The organism is Enterobacter sp. PI-10, from assembly GCF_027947695.1.
Lineage (GTDB): Bacteria > Pseudomonadota > Gammaproteobacteria > Enterobacterales > Enterobacteriaceae > Enterobacter > Enterobacter vonholyi.
Genome location: NZ_JAJNOG010000001.1, coordinates 601,350 through 622,866, shown reverse-complemented (window position 1 = coordinate 622,866; position 21,517 = coordinate 601,350). Strand labels below are relative to the sequence as shown.

General features: G+C 55.7%; 24 protein-coding genes. 8 read left to right on the top strand and 16 right to left on the bottom strand.

Annotated features, from left to right (window positions below):
- Position 1: 1 nt before the first annotated feature.
- From gspK to gspC, 9 genes are read right to left on the bottom strand one after another with little or no spacing between them, the layout of a single operon-like run.
- Positions 2 to 1,021: a type II secretion system minor pseudopilin GspK gene (gene gspK / locus LRM19_RS03070; RefSeq protein WP_271367316.1), complete on the bottom strand. Its 1,020-nt coding sequence runs from the start codon at positions 1,019 to 1,021 to the stop codon at positions 2 to 4.
- A complete protein-coding gene (gene gspJ / locus LRM19_RS03065; protein WP_115874606.1) occupies positions 1,018 to 1,698 on the bottom strand; it encodes a type II secretion system minor pseudopilin GspJ in 681 nt (226 codons plus the stop codon). Before gspJ ends, gspK begins: the two co-directional genes overlap by 4 nt.
- On the bottom strand, positions 1,691 to 2,074 hold the full coding sequence (gspI, locus tag LRM19_RS03060; RefSeq protein ID WP_271367314.1) for a type II secretion system minor pseudopilin GspI: 384 nt from the start codon (positions 2,072 to 2,074) through the stop codon (positions 1,691 to 1,693). Before gspI ends, gspJ begins: the two co-directional genes overlap by 8 nt.
- The gene (gene gspH, locus LRM19_RS03055; RefSeq protein ID WP_271367313.1) at positions 2,067 to 2,552 is read right to left on the bottom strand and encodes a type II secretion system minor pseudopilin GspH; all 486 of its coding nucleotides are present in this window, start codon (positions 2,550 to 2,552) and stop codon (positions 2,067 to 2,069) included. The genes gspI and gspH overlap by 8 nt, the downstream gene beginning before the upstream one ends.
- The gene (gspG, locus tag LRM19_RS03050) at positions 2,552 to 3,001 is read right to left on the bottom strand and encodes a type II secretion system major pseudopilin GspG (RefSeq protein ID WP_111963893.1); all 450 of its coding nucleotides are present in this window, start codon (positions 2,999 to 3,001) and stop codon (positions 2,552 to 2,554) included. Before gspG ends, gspH begins: the two co-directional genes overlap by 1 nt.
- A 2-nt stretch (positions 3,002 to 3,003) precedes the next feature.
- On the bottom strand, positions 3,004 to 4,212 hold the full coding sequence (gene gspF / locus LRM19_RS03045) for a type II secretion system inner membrane protein GspF (RefSeq protein WP_271367311.1): 1,209 nt from the start codon (positions 4,210 to 4,212) through the stop codon (positions 3,004 to 3,006).
- Complete coding sequence (gene gspE, locus LRM19_RS03040; protein WP_115874602.1) at positions 4,212 to 5,690, bottom strand: type II secretion system ATPase GspE; 1,479 nt, start codon at positions 5,688 to 5,690, stop codon at positions 4,212 to 4,214. The genes gspF and gspE overlap by 1 nt, the downstream gene beginning before the upstream one ends.
- A 12-nt stretch (positions 5,691 to 5,702) precedes the next feature.
- On the bottom strand, positions 5,703 to 7,628 hold the full coding sequence (gspD, locus tag LRM19_RS03035) for a type II secretion system secretin GspD (RefSeq protein ID WP_115874601.1): 1,926 nt from the start codon (positions 7,626 to 7,628) through the stop codon (positions 5,703 to 5,705).
- 13 nt (positions 7,629 to 7,641) lie between these two features.
- On the bottom strand, positions 7,642 to 8,373 hold the full coding sequence (gene gspC, locus LRM19_RS03030) for a type II secretion system protein GspC (RefSeq protein WP_271367684.1): 732 nt from the start codon (positions 8,371 to 8,373) through the stop codon (positions 7,642 to 7,644).
- A gap of 300 nt (positions 8,374 to 8,673) precedes the next feature.
- Here gspC and LRM19_RS03025 point away from each other — a divergent pair, with 300 nt between their 5' ends.
- Positions 8,674 to 10,248 carry an ExeA family protein gene (locus LRM19_RS03025; RefSeq protein ID WP_271367310.1) on the top strand — a complete coding sequence of 525 codons (1,575 nt, stop codon included), beginning with the start codon at positions 8,674 to 8,676 and terminating at the stop codon, positions 10,246 to 10,248.
- Positions 10,248 to 10,862, top strand: coding sequence for a hypothetical protein (locus LRM19_RS03020; RefSeq protein WP_271367308.1), 615 nt, complete (start codon positions 10,248 to 10,250; stop codon positions 10,860 to 10,862). The genes LRM19_RS03025 and LRM19_RS03020 overlap by 1 nt, the downstream gene beginning before the upstream one ends.
- 18 nt (positions 10,863 to 10,880) lie before the next feature.
- Here LRM19_RS03020 and LRM19_RS03015 read toward each other — a convergent pair whose 3' ends face one another.
- The 3 genes from LRM19_RS03015 to LRM19_RS03005 all read right to left on the bottom strand — a co-directional run bounded on the left by LRM19_RS03015 (position 10,881) and on the right by LRM19_RS03005 (position 12,925).
- Positions 10,881 to 11,504, bottom strand: coding sequence for a helix-turn-helix domain-containing protein (locus tag LRM19_RS03015; RefSeq protein ID WP_271367307.1), 624 nt, complete (start codon positions 11,502 to 11,504; stop codon positions 10,881 to 10,883).
- A 270-nt stretch (positions 11,505 to 11,774) separates the two neighbouring features.
- Complete coding sequence (locus tag LRM19_RS03010) at positions 11,775 to 12,605, bottom strand: N-acetylmuramoyl-L-alanine amidase (RefSeq protein ID WP_271367304.1); 831 nt, start codon at positions 12,603 to 12,605, stop codon at positions 11,775 to 11,777.
- On the bottom strand, positions 12,602 to 12,925 hold the full coding sequence (locus tag LRM19_RS03005) for a heavy metal-binding domain-containing protein (protein ID WP_008500028.1): 324 nt from the start codon (positions 12,923 to 12,925) through the stop codon (positions 12,602 to 12,604). The genes LRM19_RS03010 and LRM19_RS03005 overlap by 4 nt, the downstream gene beginning before the upstream one ends.
- A gap of 97 nt (positions 12,926 to 13,022) precedes the next feature.
- On the opposite strand from LRM19_RS03005, the gene LRM19_RS03000 reads away from it, so the two are divergent.
- The 6 genes from LRM19_RS03000 (at position 13,023) to artJ (ending at position 17,543) form a co-directional block, all read left to right on the top strand.
- Positions 13,023 to 13,541 (top strand): lipoprotein, encoded by a 519-nt coding sequence (locus LRM19_RS03000; protein ID WP_271367302.1) that lies wholly within the window; start codon positions 13,023 to 13,025, stop codon positions 13,539 to 13,541.
- A 226-nt stretch (positions 13,542 to 13,767) separates the two neighbouring features.
- Entirely contained in the window at positions 13,768 to 14,496 is a 729-nt protein-coding gene (gene artP / locus LRM19_RS02995) for an arginine ABC transporter ATP-binding protein ArtP (protein ID WP_023310942.1), read from the top strand.
- 19 nt (positions 14,497 to 14,515) lie between these two features.
- Positions 14,516 to 15,247, top strand: a complete 732-nt coding sequence (gene artI / locus LRM19_RS02990) for an arginine ABC transporter substrate-binding protein ArtI (RefSeq protein WP_008500032.1) — start codon at positions 14,516 to 14,518, stop codon at positions 15,245 to 15,247.
- A 6-nt stretch (positions 15,248 to 15,253) separates the two neighbouring features.
- A complete protein-coding gene (gene artQ, locus LRM19_RS02985) occupies positions 15,254 to 15,970 on the top strand; it encodes an arginine ABC transporter permease ArtQ (RefSeq protein ID WP_025756069.1) in 717 nt (238 codons plus the stop codon).
- Positions 15,970 to 16,638, top strand: a complete 669-nt coding sequence (artM, locus tag LRM19_RS02980; RefSeq protein ID WP_023310940.1) for an arginine ABC transporter permease ArtM — start codon at positions 15,970 to 15,972, stop codon at positions 16,636 to 16,638. The genes artQ and artM overlap by 1 nt, the downstream gene beginning before the upstream one ends.
- 173 nt (positions 16,639 to 16,811) lie before the next feature.
- The gene (artJ, locus tag LRM19_RS02975; protein WP_021240923.1) at positions 16,812 to 17,543 is read left to right on the top strand and encodes an arginine ABC transporter substrate-binding protein ArtJ; all 732 of its coding nucleotides are present in this window, start codon (positions 16,812 to 16,814) and stop codon (positions 17,541 to 17,543) included.
- A 78-nt stretch (positions 17,544 to 17,621) separates the two neighbouring features.
- Here artJ and LRM19_RS02970 read toward each other — a convergent pair whose 3' ends face one another.
- From LRM19_RS02970 to LRM19_RS02955, 4 genes are all read right to left on the bottom strand, one after another.
- Complete coding sequence (locus LRM19_RS02970; protein WP_271367300.1) at positions 17,622 to 19,091, bottom strand: sensor histidine kinase; 1,470 nt, start codon at positions 19,089 to 19,091, stop codon at positions 17,622 to 17,624.
- Entirely contained in the window at positions 19,075 to 19,782 is a 708-nt protein-coding gene (locus LRM19_RS02965) for a response regulator transcription factor (RefSeq protein ID WP_271367297.1), read from the bottom strand. The genes LRM19_RS02970 and LRM19_RS02965 overlap by 17 nt, the downstream gene beginning before the upstream one ends.
- Positions 19,783 to 19,854: 72 nt before the next feature.
- The gene (gene rlmC, locus LRM19_RS02960) at positions 19,855 to 20,982 is read right to left on the bottom strand and encodes a 23S rRNA (uracil(747)-C(5))-methyltransferase RlmC (protein ID WP_115874591.1); all 1,128 of its coding nucleotides are present in this window, start codon (positions 20,980 to 20,982) and stop codon (positions 19,855 to 19,857) included.
- A gap of 40 nt (positions 20,983 to 21,022) precedes the next feature.
- Complete coding sequence (locus tag LRM19_RS02955) at positions 21,023 to 21,496, bottom strand: YbjO family protein (RefSeq protein ID WP_271367295.1); 474 nt, start codon at positions 21,494 to 21,496, stop codon at positions 21,023 to 21,025.
- Positions 21,497 to 21,517 lie beyond the last annotated feature (21 nt).

Genomic DNA, 21,517 nt, shown 5'->3' with positions numbered 1-21,517 from the left:
CTTATTCAACCATTCGGTAGCGGCGTTGCCAGGTAACGACCTTGCCCGCCTCATTGTCAACGTGAAGCTGGCTGACGACGCGCAGCGTTAAATCATCGGTATTGCCGGTGGTATCCACCCGAAAATAGCGACTGTTGACCGCAACCCTGTCCTGAATCTGCGCCAGGATATCTTTGGTCTGCGGATAGTTGCTCTCCAGCACTTTGCTGAATGCCTCCAGCGACTCCCAGCCCTCTTCCGGGCGTGAATCGATCAGGCGGGCAGCATCGTCCGTGTTTAACACGCCGGTAAAAACCGCCGCCAGCAGCGGCGACTGTTCTCGTGTTAAGGTATTCACATTTATGGTGCCATCCGTATCCGGCAAGGCGCACAGCAGTTTGCTGACCTTCGGCCATGCGGCCTGCGGAAAGGCGGGCAGCAGTCTGATTTCATTAATGGTGCGCATCATTTGATTCGCCGGACCACGGGCGGGCGTCACGCTCGCCCAGGCATCGGCCTCCTGGCCCTGTTTCGCCGTCACGTCGTCGGCGTCAAGATAATCCACCAGTTGCTGGTAAATCTCTTCTGCCGCCAGCGTACCGACGCCGCCTTCTGCCAGCAGCTGTTCGACAATCTGCTCTTTGACCGGTTTTTCCGGCAGCGCAGTGGCGTCGGCCGGGGCCGCTGGCGCCGCGTCAACGGCCAGCAGACTATTGACGTTAAAGCAGGTCCGGGCATCCTCCACCTGACTCACCACGGTGTAATTATCCCCGTGGGTTTCCAGGGGCTGGGCCCAGTCACCTCGCGGCGACAGCCCCGCCCCCTCTGAACTGGCCGCTTTCTGCAATACGTTTTCCAGTACCTTCTGTTGACGGGCAATGGCCCAGCGCAGCGTCTGCTGGCTGACCTGATAATGCGTTTTTTGCAGGTGGCGGCAGAACTGCTGACTGATTTTCGCCGCCAGGGCGGACATCATTACCAGCAGGATCAGCACCACCAGTAGCGCCACGCCACGCTCTTTCCGCGCAGGTTTACCGCTCATGAACTCACTCCTGGTTGTGCTGCCGTATCGGGCTGCGGGTTGGTTACGGGCTGCGCCGCATTCTCCGCTGCCGGCAGCGCCGGGTCCGCATTCGTCTCTTTTGGTGCGGTCTGGATCTCAGGCATATCGCCGGGAGTGATAAAAACCCAGCGCCAGGTTTCGCCGTTTTCCATAGTCAGATTCAGCTCAACGCCATCAGGCTGATGGGCGATGTCGGTCCATTTTTCCTGCCAGCCTTCGTGCCAGAAACGCCATTTCATCGCTTTCACATCGTTCAGAATCGGTACTTCTTCCGGCTGCGCGCTGGCGGTGCCGTCGATAGCAGCCCAGACGTTGCGCCACAGGCGTTTGTCCTTTAACGTCCAGCTCACCCGCTCTAGCTGCACCTGACCGCTGATGCCGTTAAGGGTTGTCATTTCCAGACCATTCTGCTGCTGAACGAACACCTCGCCGCTGTTGCGCGGCGCGCGCGCCTGCTGCTGATAAAAGTCGCGCGAAAGCAGATTGTACGTGCGCTGAAGCGCCGTCACTTTTGTCGCCGCCTCGTCGCTGGCCGTCGAGGTGCGCATCGCGCCGTCGAGAATTTGCCAGGCGAGAATGCTGATCACCGCGAAGATGGCCAGCGCAATCATGATTTCCAGAAGGGTAAAGCCCTGCTGACGCTGCGCCTTACTCACGATCCACCTCCGGTTCGTCGAGCTGAAGTGCCACCACCGGTTGCGCATCGCTTCCTTCGCTGTAAACCCGTACCTCATCGGCAAAGGTATTTTCGTCGGTTTTCACCCGCTGGATATGCCAGGTCCAGGTTTGTCCGCCCATGGTTTCGGTTCCTACCTGCTCGGCATCCGGAAAATCGGTCTGAGCAAGCTGAGCTTGCGCCAGTTGATTTTCCGCCACCCAGCCGGCCTGGAGTGTTTCCGACAGGCTGTGGGTAAAGCGCACGTTCAGGGTGACGGAGTTCATGAGCGCCAGCGCCGCGGTGGAGAAAATCACCATCGCCACCATCACTTCCAGCAGGGTCATCCCCTGATCTTTGGTTTTGCGTTTAGTCATCGTTTTCCACCACCACGGGAACAGAGCCCTGTGACGTCACGTGAAAGCGCTGCTTTTTATCCAGGCTTTCGAGACTGAGCGTAAAGCGGCTCAGCTCGCCGTCCGGTAAAAATATGATTTGCGGTTCATCATCCAGCGTGACCGCCAGCGTTCGCGGCGAGAGGGAGACGTGCACCTCCTCAGGAAACTCGCCGCGGGTCGCGATCCGTCCCGCCTTTAGCGGTGCCCAGTGGCGTTCGCCGTTATTTCCAACCTGTGTCACCAGTTCAAATTCTGACGATGTCATCACCAGCCCGACAATATTTCCGTCCATTACCGCACGGTCAGAACCATATTCAACGAGGGATTTTAGCTGCTGACCAAATGTATCTGCGCCGCTGCGTGATGGAATGGTGGTGACCACCATCATGGCGCTCAGGGCGAATATCACCAGCGCCACGATAATTTCCAGCAGGGTAAATCCACGTTGCTTATTCATTACTTATCTTTTTTATCAAAAGACCAGTTGCTGATATCGTCGGCAGTATTCGCTTCTCCATCCGGACCGGCTGAGAAAATATCGACAGCGCCATGCTCTCCCGGGCTGACCAGAATATAGTCATTGCCCCATGGATCCTGCGGCAGGCGGCGAATATAGCCGTCGTCACGGTAGCCTTTCGGGATGGGCGCAATTTCAGGTTTGGTCACCAGCGCCTGCAACCCCTGCTCGGTGGTCGGATAGCGATGGTTGTCGAGCTTGTACATATCCAGCGAACCTTCCAGCGCCACAATATCGCTGGTCGCTTTCTGAATATCGGCTTTTTCTTTATTGCCCATTAAATTAGGCACGACCATACTGGCCAGCACACCGAGAATAACGATAACTACCATTAATTCGAGCAGCGTGAATCCCGCCTGACGCTTCAGGCTATTCTTTTTCAAAGACATGATTAACCCACCATATTATTAAGTTGAAGAAGCGGTTGTAATATTGAAAGAACGATAAATAGAACAACGGTCGCCATAGTTACTACCAGTGCCGGCTCAAATACCGACAGCGTTAAAGTAATTCGATGCTGTAATGCAGATTCCTGGTTTTCCGCCGCGCGATCCATCAACGAGCCCAGCTCGCCGCTCTCCTCCCCGGAGGCCACCATATAAAGCATGGTGGGTGGGAAAATTTTCGCCTGTTCCAGCGCGTTGTAGAGAGATGCCCCCTGGCGCACGGTGTCCGTCGCCTGCTCAAGCACCTGCCGGGCATAGAGGTTTTCTATCCCGTCCATCGCGATATACATCCCTTCCAGCAGCGGAACGCTGCTGGCCTGCAAAATACTCAGCGTGCGGATGTAGCGCGCGCTGTTGATGGCGCAGACCAGTTTTTTCAGCGGTGAATTTAGCAACAGCCACCGATGATAAACAAATCGGTTCTTTTCTTTTTTTATCCAAAATTTAAAGCTCGCCGACGCCCCGAACAGGCCGCCGGCGATAACGATGCCCCAGGCCTGTAGAAAGTCGCTCACCGCAATCAGCGTGCGGGTGGTCACCGGCAGTTCTTGTTTCATATGGGTGAACTGGTCGATGACCTGCGGCACCACGGCGACCAGCAAAATGGAGATCACCGCGATCGCCACTACCGTCAGGGTGATGGGGTACACCATCGCCTGGGTGAGCTTGCTTTTCATCTTCTGGCGCTGCTCGTTGTATTCGGCGAGCTTTTCCAGCACGCCCCCGAGATGACCGGTCTTTTCACCGGCCATCACCAGGGTGCAGTAGAGCTTATCGAAGCTGCGCGGAAACTGGCTGAAGGCGTCGAACAGCGTATGGCCTTCCACGATCTTGTCGCGGATCTCGGTCACCATCGCCGCCAGGGTTTTATCTTCCGTCTGCTTCGCAATTGCCTTGAGCGCACTCTCCAGCGGCAGCGCGGCATTGACCAGCGTCGCAAGCTGTCGGGTAAACATCGACAGCATCGGAATCGACAGTTTTGCCCCTTTACGGGCGTTTTTCCCCGCCGCCGGATCGCTGGTTGGGGAGATATTCACCGGCATCAGCTTTTGTTCGCGCAGCATCTGGCGCACCTGCTTTGGCCCTTCGGCCTGCAGGTTGCCGCGCTGGGTTTTCCCGGCGGCGTCCGTCGCGGACCACGCATACCAGGCCATTACGCATCCCCTCCGCGCTCGGCGGTGACGCGCATCACCTCTTCCAGCGAGGTCACGCCGGAGATCACCTTCAGCAGGCCGTTTTCACGCAGGCTGTAGGCCTCTTTGAAAAGCTGCGTTTCGATGGACATCTCATCTTTATCTTCATGGATCGCACGGCGCATGGCGCTGTCGACTACCAGAAATTCATGGATGCCTGCGCGTCCCTGGTAGCCGCTCTGGCGACACTGTTCGCAACCCACGGCGCGATAAATCGCTTTCGGTGGCGTTTCCATAAAGGTGAACAGCGCTTTCTCATTGTCATCCAGCGGACTGGTCGTGCGGCAGTGTGGACACAGCCGACGCACCAGACGCTGGGCAATGACGCCAAGCAGCGACGAACCAATTAAAAAAGACTCCAGCCCCATATCACGCAGACGGGTAATGGCGCCCGCCGCACTGTTGGTGTGCAGCGTAGACATTACCAGGTGACCGGTGAGCGACGCCTGCACCGCGATTTGCGCGGTTTCACCGTCACGAATTTCCCCGATCATTACCACGTCTGGATCCTGGCGCAGAATGGCGCGCAGCCCGCGTGCAAAGGTCATATCCACGCGCGGGTTGACCTGGGTCTGTCCTACCCCTTCCAGTTCATACTCGATCGGATCTTCCACGGTCAGAATGTTGCGTTCATGACCGTTAAGCGCCGACAGCAGCGCGTACAGGGTGGTACTTTTCCCCGAACCGGTCGGGCCGGTCACCAGGATGATGCCGTGCGGACGTTCAATCAGTCCCTTTAACTTCACCAGCTCTTCGTCAATCAGACCGAGCTTGTTGATGTCCGGCTTAAGGTTGCTTTTATCCAGCAGACGCATCACCACGCGTTCTCCGTACTGAGACGGAATAGTGGAGACACGCACGTCAATAGCCTTACGACCAATGCGCAGCGAAATACGACCGTCCTGGGGGAGACGTTTTTCGGCGATATCCAGTTTGGACATCACTTTGATACGCGACACCAGCAGCGGCGCGAGCTTGCGCGCCGGTTGCAGCACCGGACGCAGCACGCCGTCAACGCGAAAACGAATGCTCAGGGTGCGCTCGAAGGTCTCGATATGAATATCGGAGGCCCCCTCTTTCACCGCTTCGCCCATAATGGCGTTGATCAGGCGGATCACCGGCGAGTTCTCGTCGTTATCAAGCAGATCTTCGTTGTCAGGGATCTCCTCGGTTAACGCCATCAGGTCAATATCGGCGTCCATGTCGTCCACCAGCTGCTGCGAGACGCCGCTGTTCTGCTGCCAGATTTTGGTCAGCAGTTCGTCAAACGCTTCCGCCGTCAAGATCGTCGGGGCATAGGAGCGCCCCAGCACGCGGCGCATCTCCAGCAAGGCATACGCCTGCGCATCCTCGCGGATATAAACCTCATCGTTATAGAACAGGACCCCGTTCTCTTTCGCCCAGGTGCTGGTACAGAGCGCATTACTCATCTCAGTCATGTCGCGTCCGCCTTACTCTTTGAACGGGTTGCGGGACGACACCGGCGCACTGGCGCTCACCGGCGTGGCGCGGCTCTGGGACGGATAGGCCGGCAGCATCGGGGAATCAGAATTCTCTACAATGCCCAGCTTGTGCTCTTCCATACGCTGCTGCTGACGCGCCTGGATCTGATCGTATTTCTCTTTCGACGCCGCGCTGTAGTTGTCGTCGTCGCGCAGTACGGTGGTGTGGATAAACACCATCAGATTACGTTTGGCGCTGTCCTGCGAGGTATAGCGGAACAGCTGCCCCACGACCGGAATATCGCCCAACAACGGCACTTTCGAGACCGACTGTTTGGTGACGTTTTCCATCAACCCCCCCAGCACCACCGTCTGCCCGCTGTGGACCATCACTTCGTTGTTGATGGTGCGGGTGTTGAACGTTGGGCCCAGGCTGGCATCGGCCGTCGAGGTGTTATCCACGCTGGAAACTTCCTGCTCGATCTTCAGGTGGATCATGTCGCCATCGTTGATCTGCGGTACGATTTTCAGCTTAGTGCCGACGGTTTTACGTTCCACCGAGTTAAAGACGTTATCGCCGCTGGTGGTCTGTGAACCGGAGAGTACCGGTACATCCTGACCGACGTTGAACGACGCCTCTTTGTTATCCAGCGTCACCACGCTCGGCGTCGACAGAATGTCGTTTTTGCCGTTAGTGGACAGCGCCGTCATCAGCGCGCCAAAGTCGCCGTTAAAGAAACCGGTCGCCAGGCCCGTATAGCTGCCAATGACTTTTGACTTCTTAATCTGGCTAATCGGCAAACCGGTCGAACCAAACTGAACCCCACCGTGTTTACCGGTCCACTGCACGCCAAGATCCAGACCGTTACCGTCCTGAACTTCGGCGATGATCGCCTCCACCAGTACCTGCGGACGGCGGATATCCAGCTTATCGATCACTTTTTCCAGCGAGTTCATGACGTTTGGCTGGGCGGTGATCACCAGCGAATTGGTAGACTCGTCGGCGCTAATATTCAGATCGCCTGCCATAGGCGCGGCTTTGCTCTTGCCGCCGCCCGCTTTATCTTTCAATTGCTCGCCGATCCCCGTCAGCACCGGCACCACTTTGCTGGCATTGGCGTATTTCAGGTAGAAGACGCGGGTGTTGCCCTCGTTATTCTGCTCGCGATCGAGCTGGGAGATCAGCATCCGGGTGCGCTGACGCGCGTCCGGGCTGCCGCTAATCACCAGGCTGTTGGTTTCATCGTCGGCGACAACTTTGGTTGCCAGCTGCGGGGCGTTTTGCCCTTTCTGCTCTTCGTTGTTGAGATTGTTCAACATGTCAGAAAGATCTTTGGCCGAGGCAAAACGCAGTGGCACGATTTCACGGCGCTGGACGCCGCTTTGATCCACACGCTGTACCAGATCGACCAGGCGGTTAACCACCGAGGCTTTGCCGGTTAACAACAGCACGTTTGACGGTTCAAAATGGACCACGTTGCCGATGCCGGAGGCGTCGTTTAACTGACGCAACAGGGGGGCCAGCTCACGTACCGGGACGTTCTCCATCCGCACCACGCGGGTGATGATTTCATCGCCTTTGCCGGGGTTTTTGCTGTCGGCAATCGGTGCGCCCGACATGCGGGCCACCGAAGAGCGCACGACTTTCACCATCCCGTTATCCATCGGGATCACCGACAGACCATAGAGATCCAGCACGCTCAGGAAGAACTGATAATATTCCTCTTCCGTCAGCACGTTGTAGGTACGGACCGACACCGTTCCCTGAACGGAAGGATCGACCAGAATGGTTTTATTGAGGTTACGCCCGACGGTATCGATAAATTCGCGGACATCGGTATTTTTAAAACTGGCGCTAAAGTTCGCCGCAAACAGCGAACCGGAATATAATGACAATGCGGTCAGCGCTACGCACGCCCATGGAAATTTCTTCATGTCTGTACACTTATTAATTGTTTAGAACATTGACCCGAATATTTTCAAGGTGAGCGTGACGCCGAATAGTGACATCCGCTTCTTTCATTTTTGACCAGCGGGCAACGATCTCTTTTGCCTGCGCCTCTTTAGTCATATCCACATCGTCAACTTTTACCACCACATCACCTTTTTCCAGGCCAGCATGGCTGTAGAAAGGAGACGCATTGCGTGGATTAATGTTGTAGCCTTCCAGCTGGCCTTTCTCGATTAATGGTTTTAACACCAGATAATCATCCAGATGCAGATTATCTAACCCTGCATCTTTCTTCGATTTGGTTACCGGGCCGCTGTCAACGCCGCCTTTAAAATAGTCTGGTTTTTTAAGTGAAATAACCTGAGGTGCGCCTTCATAATTCACCACCACATTATCGGGATGAATTTCGGCAATATAGGCATTGTCAAAACCGGCGAGCATTTCGCCCTCGCGATAGCTCTTTTGTCCGGAGGGGGTTTTTATCACCGCAAAGGACAGCCAGGCTTCGTCGCTGTTGAGAATACCTTCGATTTCCGCACTGAGCGGCTTTTTCACTGCCGCTGGCTGTTTCTCTGGCATCACCGCCGGCGTAAAAAGTACAAACTGAGTTTCATCATGACTTTTTTTTTGCATCTTCTGCTTTGAATCAGACAATCTGTTCGTAACTTTCTTATAATCTTTATAAACCATATACCCATGCTGGCCGCAGAAAATGAGCAGCACAAACATTACGCAGGGCATAATCAATTGATTAATAAATGACATCCGCATTTTTTAACGAGCCTTTCTGCCAGTCAGTAATTCACAGCACAGGGCTGTATGAGTAAGTGGCGTAAATACTAATGCGTTCCCTCTCCCCCGCCCATTTATACTTCCGCCAACAATAATTTAGAAAAAGATTGAACGTTAAATAAACCTATGTTAGAAGCGCAGGCCGAATATTTTTATCCTGAATTCAAATTGCCCCTTCCGCCTGTATCCTTTACTTTTCCGTCTCCTTGTTATGAATGAAAGAGACGGTAATACGCTATGTATATGCGCCATTTTAATTTCACTACCCAGCCTTTCCGGACTATCAGCCGGATGCCAGGTGATTTTTTTGTTCCGTATCATCAGGATGTGTTCGGTTTGCTGAAAGAGAAGTGCCAGAGAGCAGGCGTTACTGCGCTCTTTAGCGACGACAGCTATCTCACCTCGCAGTTTTGCGATGCGCTTAAAAAGCATGACGGCACGCTGATTGCCATTAACGCCTTCCCAAAACTCAGCGCCAGCGGCATGCTCTATAAACTCAACACCACCACTAAAGAGAGCAAAACCCGGATCCAGGCTATTGATGGTGTGCTGCGTCAGTGGCAGGACGAGATGTTGTCCCGCAAAACCTCACGTAAAGTACTGGTCATCTCGCATATTCAGTCGATGAAAGCGAATTGCCATGACGCACTGTCCATGCTGTTAACCCGCGCGCAGGAGCTGGATGTGCCTCTGTCGGTTGTGCTGATGGGATCGGCCGACCAGGAAGCCGCCCTCCAGCAGTCCGGGTTGCGTGAATCTCTTCATACGCGTCACACGCTCCGGCCTCTCACCTGCCGCGAATCCCTGAGCTATGTTCAGGCCCAGTGTGAAGCGCATGGCAGCGACGCGACGCCGTTCACCCGGGCCCGCGTGCGCAAGATGCATGTTCTGACCAAAGGACAGGCAGGCAAACTCAACGAGCTGGCGCACCTTGCGATGCTCGCCGCCTGGACCGAACGTTCAGCGCAGGTATCGCCGCGCCATCTGCGCCTCGCCGCAGGAGAAGTTCTGCCGGCGAAACCGAGGGGCAAACGCCTTGCCGTTATGGGCCTTTTTGCCTCTGTACTGTTTGCCGCCTGCGGCTGGACATTGATGCCCGCCATTACCGCCAGACTGCCGGTACAGCTGCCCGTGATGGCCAGCTGGAAACCGCAGACGCCAAAAACCGACGCCCCAGCGGTGCCGGTTATTGATAATGAAGTGGTGAACAAGCCCGATGCGATGCATCAGCTTTATACCATGTGGGGTTATGACGCCACGATGGAAGAGGCGCTCTGCCAGAACGCCGGGCGGGTCAACCTGATGTGTAAGGAGGGCAGCGCTCCGGTCGAGGAGTTGGCAAAAGAGGGTTACCCTTGGATCGGCGAGATCAAAACGGGCGATCACCTGAACTATGCCGTGGTGGCCAGAGTAGATGATAACTCGCTGGATCTGCTGATGAATAATCGCACCTGGCAGGTGAGCCGCAGCTGGTTTAACCAGCATGCAACGGGCAATTACACCCTCTTGCACCGCCTTACGCCGCAGGGGAAAGATGCCGTGAGCGCCGAAAGCAGCGCCAAAGATCTGGGCTGGATGGATCAGCAGCTTAGCCTGGCGCTGAATCTGCCGGAAACCCACGCAAAGGTGTGGACGGCCGAACTGATGCAACGTACCCGCGAGTTTCAGCAGAAAATGCATCTGCATGTGGACGGGATTGCGGGTGAAGATACATTGATGCAGTTAATGCGTGAAACCAGGACTACGCCAAGCGTGCTTATCCAGTCCGCAAATATATCTGCGACCCCTACCGCGCAGGAGAAGCATTCATAATGTCCACGATTACTCTGGCTGCCCAGCGCAGCTATACCCTGAACGCACCGGTCTGGTTTTCTTACCGGCGCCCCTCGCTGAAAAAAGCGGTCTTTGCCACCCTGATCTGGTTGATGGGGATAGTGATGACGATCGCCGCGGGACTTTACGCACATCTCTACTGGGATCTTCGTCATCCGGTACCTGAGCCAATAAAAGCGAGCGCCGTCAGGCCAGAAACGAAGCTATCGGATATGCATTACGTCTATGTCAGTAAACCGTTCCCGCGGCCTGAACCAAAGCAAGAACCGATGACAAAAGAGATGCCGCCACTGCAGGAGATGCCAATTGATAGCGGCGATGCCGACTGGCAGCAGGCGCCCGACGGTGAAGTACCGCGTGATATTTCCCGGGATACATTGCCGGGAACAGAAATGAACAATTCTGCTATTCCCGAACAGGATAATACCGGTCACATAGTTGATGACGGGGCTATCAAAGCATTATTGATGAAGGCGTTAAAAGAGCAGGAGAAAGATTATTCGCTGGGAAAAATACCCGCACCCCCCGTTGAAGAAACCGCGGCAGGAACGCAGGCAAATAATACACTTAAACGTAGTCCCCCTTTCAGTTAAAAAGGGGGTGAGAAGCGATTAATATTTTTCCGGCAACGTCGACAAATACATAAGACGACCTTTGTCAACCCGGATATAATTACCTTTTTTCAGGTCTGCGAGGATTTTAATAATGGTACTCCGGGCCAGACTGGTATATTCCTGAATATAGTCGTAAACATTGATATCGCGCTGATGATGTACCATCAGTTCGTTAATTTCCAGCAAGAACTCGCGAACAATCGAGTACGCGCTGCGGGCGACCAACACTTCGTCACGCTTGCTGAGCAGGCAAATATACCAGGAGAGGACTTTACTCAAGGCTTCCCACAGGTTTTTTTCGCTCATCAGACGGAAAAAATCATCCTTTTTAATAGTGCGCACCACGGTATTTGCACGCACCAGACCGTACATATGCGCTGAATTGTAATAAATAGAGGATAGACCGAAAATACATTTATTCTGTAAGGTGAATACACACAGTTCATCCGACTTGCGGCGGAATTCAACTTCACCGCTAATGATAAAATGGATATCTTCGTTGTTCTCGGTACTGATACGCTGCCATTTGCGTAAGGTTCTTTCTTCAAAACCTTCAGTTGCCGCGATAATGGCGTCAAGTTCTTCTTGTGGACGGCTATTTTTACTGTAGATACTTAACATAGTTATACCCATTAATATTAAATTGAAAAAGGTGAACGTGTGCAATCACAGCGCATAAATGCGCAGTCCATTTAATAAATGTAAAGTAAAGCTAAGCCAGGCTAAGACGCTAGCACATCCCTATTTCTTATTTGCCGTGCTGATAGATTGTCAACCACGTTTGCGAGTAATTTGGACTGAGGAAACTATAAAACATTTACGCCGCGAATGTGATTAGAAAATTAGTCCAAAAGGAGACCGTGTAAAAGTGGAGTCGGGTAACCCGAGGGATTACCCCTGCCCGTAGCGCTCTAACAGCGCCTCCGCGATTGCCAGCGTTTCGCGATCGGCCACGCCGTCCCAGCGCGCCGGGCGAAAATGCATCTGAAACGCGACGATCACGCGCTTCTGCTGTGCGTTCGTCATGTTATCGGTCACCTCATAGCCGTAGCGCGCCAGCAGTTCGAGCAGCACCTTCGGCTCCACAAGCTCATCTCGCGGCTTGCCGTTCAGGTAAAACGCCACCCGTGCCGGGTCGGGCCATGCGCCAATCCCCTGCAGCGCCAGCTGACGCCAGGGGAACAGCGGGCCGGGATCGTCTTTGCGCTGCGGTGCGATATCAGAATGGGCCACCACATTTTCAGGTTTGATGTTGTAGCGGGCGATAATGTCTTTGGCGAGCGGCACCAGCGCCGCAATCTGCGCTGGCTCAAAAGGGGTAAAGTGCTTAACGCCCGACGTTTTTTGCCAGCCACGGTTCTCCAGCTCAATGCCGATCGACGTATCATTGATGCGGTTGGTGCCGCGCCAGAAGCTGATGCCCGCATGCCAGGCCAGTTCGCTCTCGGGTACCAGCTGCCAGATGCGCGGCTTACCGTCCGGTGCGGGAGGCCTGGCAGGGATCAAATAGTGAGAGCTGACATTTTTATCCGTCAGCGTGGCCAGCGAGCTGTCAAAATCATCCGCGGTGTAGTGGATCACCAGCACCTTGATGCGCGGATAAGCCGCCTGAGCCTGATGACGCGTATCCAGCTCGTAGGCGCCTTTGTCGATAACCCCTTTTTCCGAGGCACATCCTGCCAGCAGCAGCGCCAGCAGGAGCGCGGCAAACGAACGCCTCATCTCAGGGTTTTCACCGCCGTACCGCTTACGCTCACCATCAGCATGCTGCCATCTTTCCCGACCGTTTCGTAGTCGATATCAATCCCCACGACCGCATCCGCGCCGAGGGCTTCCGCCTGCTCGCCAAGCTCTTTAAAGGCGATTTCACGCGCTTTACGCAGCTCTTTTTCATATGCGCCCGAGCGGCCGCCAACGATATCGCGGATACCGGCAAAAAAGTCACGGAAGATATTGGCACCGAGAATCGCTTCACCGGTGACCACGCCGCAGTACTCGGTGATGGTCTGCCCTTCCAGGGTTGGCGTTGTTGAAAACTGCATGGTTTCTCTCCTTCTTTAGCGTTCAATGCCTTAGGCACAGCATTATCGGTTCGTTACGCTATGATTGAAAGGATAGTTAATAAATAAGGAAATCAACATGCGCTATTCAGCTTTAACACTTTTAGTGCCCTGCGCGCTGGTGCTCAGCGCCTGTACCACCACGGTCACGCCTGCCTTTAAGGATATCGGTACCCGCAGCGGCCCCTGCATTGAGGGCGGCCCGGACACCGTGGCGCAGCAGTTCTATGATTATCGCATTCAGCACCGCAGCAACGATCTCACCGGCCTGCGCCCGTATCTGAGCGATGGTCTGGCAAAACTGCTTAACGATGCCACCCGCGATCCGCAGCACAACGCCCTGCTGAAATCCGATCCGTTCTCCAGCCGCGCCACGCTGCCGGACAGCGCCGAAGTGGCGAGCGCGTCAACCATTCCGAACACGGATGCCCGCAATATTCCACTGAGCGTGAAGCTGACGCAGGGAACCCAAACCTGGCAGGATGAAGTGCTGATGATCCGTGAAGGACAGTGCTGGGCGGTAGACGACGTGCGCTACGTGGGCGGCAGCGTTCATGCCCCGGCAGGCACGCTGCGCCAGTCGATTGAAAATCGCTAAACCCGCCGATATAACCTGGTAACCCCCGTAAAATGTGCGGCATTTCTTGCGGAATGCCGACATTTATACTCGCCGACCTTGCCGTTCGCTATTTTGTGCTATGTTTAAGAGGAAATACGGGTTATATTTAACTTTTAACGCAGAAATATTGCATAACTATTCTGTCAACGGTACTATCTGCGGCCTCAATTGCTATAGATTGCCTGGATGAGTAAAGACTGCCCCGATGAGTATTAAACTAAACGGCATTAACTGCTTCTACGGCGCACACCAGGCGCTGTTTGACATCACGCTGAACTGCCCGGAAGGCGAAACGCTGGTTTTGCTTGGCCCAAGCGGTGCAGGCAAAAGCTCCCTTCTGCGCGTCCTTAATCTGCTTGAAATGCCCCGTTCAGGTACGCTGGCGATTGCCGGTAACCACTTTGATTTCGCGAAGACGCCGTCTGATAAAGCGATTCGCGAGCTGCGTCAAAACGTCGGCATGGTCTTCCAGCAATACAATCTCTGGCCGCACCTGACCGTGCTGCAGAACCTGATTGAAGCCCCGTGCCGCGTGCTGGGGTTAAGCAAGGATCAGGCGATCGCCCGTGCTGAAAAGCTGCTGGATCGTCTGCGCCTTAAGCCCTACAGCGACCGCTACCCGCTGCACCTGTCCGGTGGTCAGCAGCAGCGTGTGGCCATTGCCCGTGCGCTGATGATGGAGCCCGCGGTACTGCTGTTTGATGAACCCACCGCCGCGCTGGACCCGGAAATCACCGCTCAGATCGTCAGCATTATTCGCGAGCTGGCGGAAACCAACATTACGCAGGTTATCGTTACCCACGAAGTGGAAGTGGCGCGTAAAACCGCCAGCCGTGTGGTGTACATGGAAAACGGGTATATCGTTGAGCAAGGTGATGCGAGCTGCTTCGCTAACCCGCAAACCGATGCCTTCAAAAACTATTTATCTCATTGATTGTGTCAGGGGAAATATAATGAAAAAAGTATTACTTGCCGTGCTGCTTGCTGGCGTTACCCTTTCCGCTACCGCAGCTCAGACCATTCGTTTCGCCACGGAAGCCTCTTACCCTCCGTTTGAATCCATTGATGCGAACAACAAAATTGTTGGCTTCGACGTAGACCTGGCAAACGCCCTGTGTAAAGAGATCGATGCAACCTGTACCTTCAGCAACCAGGCGTTCGACAGCCTGATCCCAAGCCTGAAGTTCCGCCGTATCGACGCCGTGATGGCCGGTATGGACATCACCCCTGAGCGTGAAAAGCAGGTGCTGTTCACCACCCCTTACTACGACAACTCCGCCCTGTTCATTGGTCAGAAAGGTAAATTCACCTCTGTCGATCAGCTGAAAGGCAAAAAAGTGGGCGTGCAGAACGGCACCACGCACCAGAAATTCATCATGGATAAGCATCCGGAAATCACCACCGTTCCGTATGACAGCTACCAGAACGCGAAGCTGGATCTGCAGAATGGCCGTATCGACGGCGTATTTGGCGATACCGCTGTCGTGACCGAGTGGCTGAAAGCCAACGACAAGCTGGCGCCAGTGGGCGACAAAGTGACCGATAAGGACTACTTCGGTACCGGTCTGGGGATTGCCGTTCGTCAGGGCAACACTGAGCTGCAGCAGAAATTCAACGCTGCGCTGGAAAAAGTGAAGAAAGACGGCACCTACGAAACCATCTACAAAAAATGGTTCCAGAAGTAATTCCTGATGAATGAAATTTTTCCTTTAGCAAGCGCCGCCGGGATGACCGTCGGCCTTGCCGTTTGCGCACTGATTATCGGCCTCGTGCTGGCGATGTTCTTTGCGGTGTGGGAATCCGCGAAATGGTTCCCCGTCGCCTGGACAGGCTCCGCGCTGGTCACCGTGCTGCGTGGGCTACCGGAAATTCTGGTGGTCCTGTTTATCTATTTCGGTTCCTCACAGCTGCTGCTCACGCTGTCGGACGGCTTCACCCTTAATCTCGGCTTTGCGCAGATCCCGGTGCAGATGCAGATTGAAAACTTCGACGTCAGCCCGTTCCTGTGCGGCGTGATTGCCCTCTCCCTGCTCTACTCCGCGTACGCGTCGCAAACCCTGCGCGGTGCGCTGAAGGCCGTGCCGCAGGGACAGTGGGAGTCGGGTCAGGCGTTAGGGTTGTCAAAATCCGCCATCTTCTTCCGTCTGGTGATGCCGCAGATGTGGCGTCATGCCCTGCCGGGCCTCGGCAACCAGTGGCTGGTGCTGCTGAAAGATACCGCGCTGGTGAGCCTGATCAGCGTTAACGATCTGATGCTGCAAACCAAAAGCATCGCCACCCGTACCCAGGAGCCCTTTACCTGGTACATTGTGGCGGCGGCGATCTACCTGGTGATCACGTTGCTCAGTCAGTACATCCTCAAGCGTATTGACCTGCGTGCGACGCGCTTTGAACGGAGACCAGGCTGATGCTTGAATATTTCCCCGAGTTGATGAAAGGGCTGCACACCAGCCTGACGCTGACCGTGGCGTCCATTATCGTGGCGCTGATCCTGGCCCTTATTTTCACTATCATCCTGACGCTGAAAACGCCGGTGCTGGTGTGGATTGTGCGCGGGTACATCACCCTGTTTACCGGTACGCCGCTGCTGGTGCAGATCTTCCTGATTTACTACGGCCCGGGCCAGTTCCCGTCGCTGCAGGAGTATCCGGTTATCTGGCATCTGCTCTCTGAGCCGTGGCTGTGTGCCCTGATTGCCCTTTCGCTGAACAGTGCGGCCTATACCACCCAGCTCTTCTACGGGGCGATCCGCGCCATCCCGGAAGGCCAGTGGCAGTCCTGCGGGGCGCTGGGCATGAGCAAGAAAGACACGCTGGCAATCCTGCTGCCGTACGCCTTTAAGCGCGCCCTCTCCTCCTATTCCAACGAAGTGGTGCTGGTGTTCAAAAGTACCTCGCTGGCCTACACCATCACCCTGATGGAAGTGATGGGTCACGGACAGCTGCTGTACGGGCGCACCTATGACGTGATGGTGTTCGGCGCGGCGGGCGTGGTCTATCTGGTGGTGAACGGTCTGCTGACGCTGATGATGCGCCTGATCGAGCGTAAAGCGCTGGCGTTTGAGCGCAGAAATTAACCACGAAAATGCATAAAACGGTATTCATGAAGCGGGTAACCTGATGGGTTATCCGCTTTTTTTTGCGATAAAGATAATACTTAATCATTTTTATTGCATATAAATTCATTAACTGGCATTGTACATCCATGCCGCAGACACGGCGCATCAATAAGACAGACGGGAGCATTACAATGAAAAAGTTAGTTCTGGCCGCATTACTCGCCACCTTCGCCGCTGGCGCATCCGCAGCTGATAAAATCAATTTCGGCGTGTCCGCCACCTATCCACCGTTTGAATCACTGGATGCCAGCAACCAGATCGTCGGTTTCGATATCGACCTGGCGAAAGCGCTGTGCAAACAAATGCAGGCCGACTGCACCTTTACTAACCATGCTTTTGACAGCCTGATCCCGTCGCTGAAGTTCAAAAAATACGACGCGGTGATCTCCGGGATGGACATCACGCCTGAGCGCAGCAAGCAGGTCGCGTTCACCGACCCGTACTACGCCAACTCGGCGGTGGTGATTGCGAAGAAAGGCGCTTATACCTCTTTCGATCAGCTGAAAGGCAAACGCATCGGGATGGAAAACGGCACCACGCATCAGAAATACCTGCAGGACAAACATCCTGAAGTGAAGACCGTGGCCTATGACAGCTACCAGAACGCGATTATCGACCTGAAAAATGGCCGTATCGACGGCGTCTTCGGCGATACCGCCGTGGTGAACGAGTGGCTGAAAACCAATCCGCAGCTGGGAACCGCAACCGAGAAAGTGACCGATCCGCAGTACTTCGGCACGGGTCTGGGTATCGCGGTACGTCCGGATAACAAAGCCCTGCTGGAAAAACTGAACGGCGCGCTGAAGGCGATTAAAGCAGACGGTACTTACCAGAAAATTAGCGAGCAGTGGTTCCCGCAGTAAGATTTTTTTGCCGGGTGGCTCGGCCTACGGGGGGGTGTCTGTAGGCCGGGTAAGGCGAAGCCGCCACCCGGCAATTTCTCAGAGTGGGACAAAGAACCTGAACCGTGCCCCGCTCGCCGACTCCATCAGCCTGATCCCGCCCCCGTGCAGCTCCAGCATCCGTTTAACAATTAGCAGCCCCAACCCGCCGCGATTCTCCCGCGAGGCCTGAGTATTGAGCGCCGACGGCCGCTGGAACAAATCGTCGCGCAGCGAGGCATCCACGCCCGCTCCGCTGTCGGAGACTTCGACCTGCAGCCGTTCATTTTCCTGCCACACCGCCAGACGAATTTCCCCGCCGCCAGGCGTATGGCGCATCGCGTTATCCAGCAGGTTGGTTACCACGCGCTCGATCATCGACACATCGGCGTTTATCAGCGGCAACGGCCCCGGCACGTCAATATGCAGGTTGACCTCTCGCGTACGGGCGGTGAGCTCAAACTTCTGCGCCACGTCGGAAATCAGCTCTCCCATCGCGAACCGCTCGCGCTGGGGTTTAATACCGCCGTACTCCAGGCGTGCCAGCTCAAACAGCTGCTGCGAAAGATGACGGACCTTTTGTCCCTGGCGCAGCGCGGTGGCGAGATACTGCTGGTGCTCCTGCGTCGTCAGCGTGGCGGATTTGAGCGACAGGGTTTCGAGATAGCCCAGCAGCGAGGTCAGCGGCGTGCGGAGATCGTGCGAAATATTGGCGATAAACTCCCGGCGCTGGCGATCGCTGTCGGCCAGCCGATCCCACTGCTGGGTGATTTTGCGCGCCAGCTCGATAAAACTGTTGCGCAGGATCGCCACCTCATCTTTTGCCGCCGCGTCCGGCGTCTGTGCCGCCAGCTGTCTGATAGCGCTTATACTGTCTTGCTCCAGCCCGGCGACTTCCACCGTCAGCTGTTTAACCGGGCGCGTGACCCAGTACCAGACCAGTAAACCGGCCAGCAGGCCAAACAGCGCGACCCACAGCAGTGACCACAGGACGGTACTCCACAGCGCCTTATGCCAGGCCATCTCCGCAAGAGAATTTGACTCCTCGCCCTGCAAAATAATGTACAGATAGCCTTTTAGCTCGCCGTCCTGCCGCAGCGGCGTGGCGCTAAAGACTTTTTGATTTTGACTGCGCGGATCGTCGCCCAGCACCGGCATGGCGGTGCCGCTGAGGAAGCTCTGCACCGGAGCCAGGTCGATTTTTTGCCGCTGAATATGGCCCGGCGGTGCGGCATCGGCGAGGATATCGCCGTCAGGAGAGATAACGTACAGCTCAACGCTCGGATTAAAGGTCATCAGCCGGCCAAACAGCGGTTTCAGCGCGCTGCTGTCGACCCTGCCCTGCGCGTCCAGAATTGGTTCGCGCTGAACGATCTGCTGCGCCAGCCCGCCCGACAAACGCTGCACCATCGCATTACCGTACTGCATGCTGCTGTAGAGCTGTACCGCGCAGGCAACGGCGGCGCAGAGCATCATCAGCAGGATGAAGAGCAGCGTCAGGCGCTGGCTCAGGCTAAAGCGGCGCATCATGATTTGGCTCCGCAAATTTGTAGCCCTTGCCCCAGACGGTGCGAATAATCTCCGGCTCGGCGGCGTCCTTCTCAATCTTGATGCGCAGGCGGTTGATATGGGTGTTGACGGTATGCTCATAGCCTTCGTGCTGGTAGCCCCAGACCTGCTCCAGCAGCGCCAGACGGGAGAACACCTCGCCGGGATGACGGGCAAAGAAGTAGAGCAGTTCGAACTCGCGCGGGGTGAGATCCACCACCTGGCCGTGAAGCAGCACGCTGCGCGCCAGCGGATCGATGGTCAGTCCGTGAGCCTGAATTTGACCGTCGGTTTGCGCCTGCCCCATCGCCTGCTGGCGACGGAACAGCGCTTTGATGCGCGCAATCAGCTCCTGCACGGAGAACGGTTTTGCCAGATAGTCATCGGCGCCGGTTTCCAGCCCGGTGATGCGGTCGGTTTCACTGCTGCGGGCGCTGATGATGATCACCGGCAGGTAGCGCGTCATCTGACGGATGCGGCGGCAAATCTCCAGGCCGTCAACGCAGGGCAGCATCAGGTCGAGGATCACCGCGTCCCACGTCTGCGCTTCAAGACGCTGCAGGGCTTTGCCCCCGTCGGGTTCGTGGGTGATGGCATAGCCTTCGTCTTCTAAATTGAGCCGTAGAAGCGCCGCGATATCGTGGTCGTCTTCCACCAGCAGGATCTGCTTCATGGGTAAGCCTTCATTCATTTCTTATGACGTAAGCTTACCTGATTTCGCCGGGATGAAGAGTTCACATTTTGTTTAAGATTTTACGAGCAACGTCAGCACTTCATAGTGCGCGGTGTGCGGGAACATATCAAAAAGCTGAACGCGTTCAACGCGATAGCCCGGTAGTTGCGCAATGTCTTTTGCCATGGTCTGCGCGTTGCAGCTGGAATAGATGATGTATTCCGGTGCCATCTGGCTCAGATAGTCGCACAGCGCATTGCCGATGCCGCGGCGCGGCGGGTTGACCAGCACCAGCTCAGGCACGTTGCCCTGGCCGGTCGCGAACTGCGTGGAGTCGAGCGCCTGGAAGTGCAGATTCGTTAACCCCAGCTCGGCGGCGGACTGCTTCGCGCAGGCAATCGCTTCGGCAGAGATCTCAATGCCGGTGAGCTGCATCTCCGGCGTGGCGCAGTGCAGGCCAAAACCGCCCACGCCGCAGAAGAGATCCCACATGTGGTGAACGTTCAACGCACGAACCCAGTCGCGGGCGGCGGCGTACAGGCTGCTTGCCACGGTCGGGTTGGTCTGGAAGAAGCTTTGCGGGCGGATCCACAGCGGCACCCCATTGAAGCTTTCGGCCAGCGCGTGCTGGTCGGTGAAGAAAATCTCTTTCTCCCCTTCCATGATTGCCATATGCACGGGCTGAATGTTTGCCGTAATGACCTTCAGCTGAGGAAGCTGCGCCTGCAGCCACGGCAGCGCCGCGCGCAGCTGCTCCAGCTTGGTTTCAGAGCGCAGCACGAAGCGCAGCATCATGCCGCCGTCTTTCTGGCTTTCCGTTAGCAGAAGGTATTTCAGCTCGCCGCGCTTGCGGGCCACGCTGTAGGGCGTTAAGCCCGCCCGCGCGATAAACGGTTTCAGTGCGGCAAAGACAGGCTCAAACGAGTCGGGATACAGCGGGCAGTCGGTTAAGTCTTCCGGCGTGCCGTCGCGGTGCAGCATCCCCAGCAGCGGTTTTTCTACGCTGCCGCTGACCACCATTTTGGCTTTATTGCGAAAACCCTGTTCAGGGCCGCTGACGGGTGCGCACCACTCGCCCACCGCGTGTTCTGCCAGCAGCTGTTGCAGGTCGGCCATTTTGGCGGTGAGCTGTTGAGGGACCGGCTGTTCTATCCACTGACAGGAGCGGCAGCGTCCGGCGTCATAGAGTGCGCACTGCATATGAAAACCTTAAAAATCACGAGGGCTGCGATTATACACATTATTGCAGGCGGAAGAATCTCCGACTGGAAGCCGGAACGAAGAGTAGAAAAAGCACCAGCATGTCCGGCAGTTTTTGCATAAATAGCGCGCGCAGGATCTCGCGTTTGGATTCACCGGCGATGCTGAACAGCTCCGGGTAGCCATACCCCAGCGAGGCGGCCCACAGATAGCTTGCGGCGGTAATTTGCGTCAGCAGATAGCCCCATCGCGCCCAGTTGCGCCCTTTAACCAGCGAAAACGCGCAGTAGATCTCGATAAACACCAGCACCAGGCTGCTCAAAAAGACCAGCGTCAGATTCCACGTCTGCACGCTGCGGTGAATGAATTCACCGATGCCGCGCACGCCCAGGGTGTTGAGAATCATCAGCACGTCCAGGCAGCGGATCATAATAATGGCGAGCGCCGCCACCTGAACCAGCGCAGGTACGTTAGGACGCGCGTGCGTAATACGTGATTTTTTTAATAATCCCAATGTTTTACTTCCCTGAAAAAC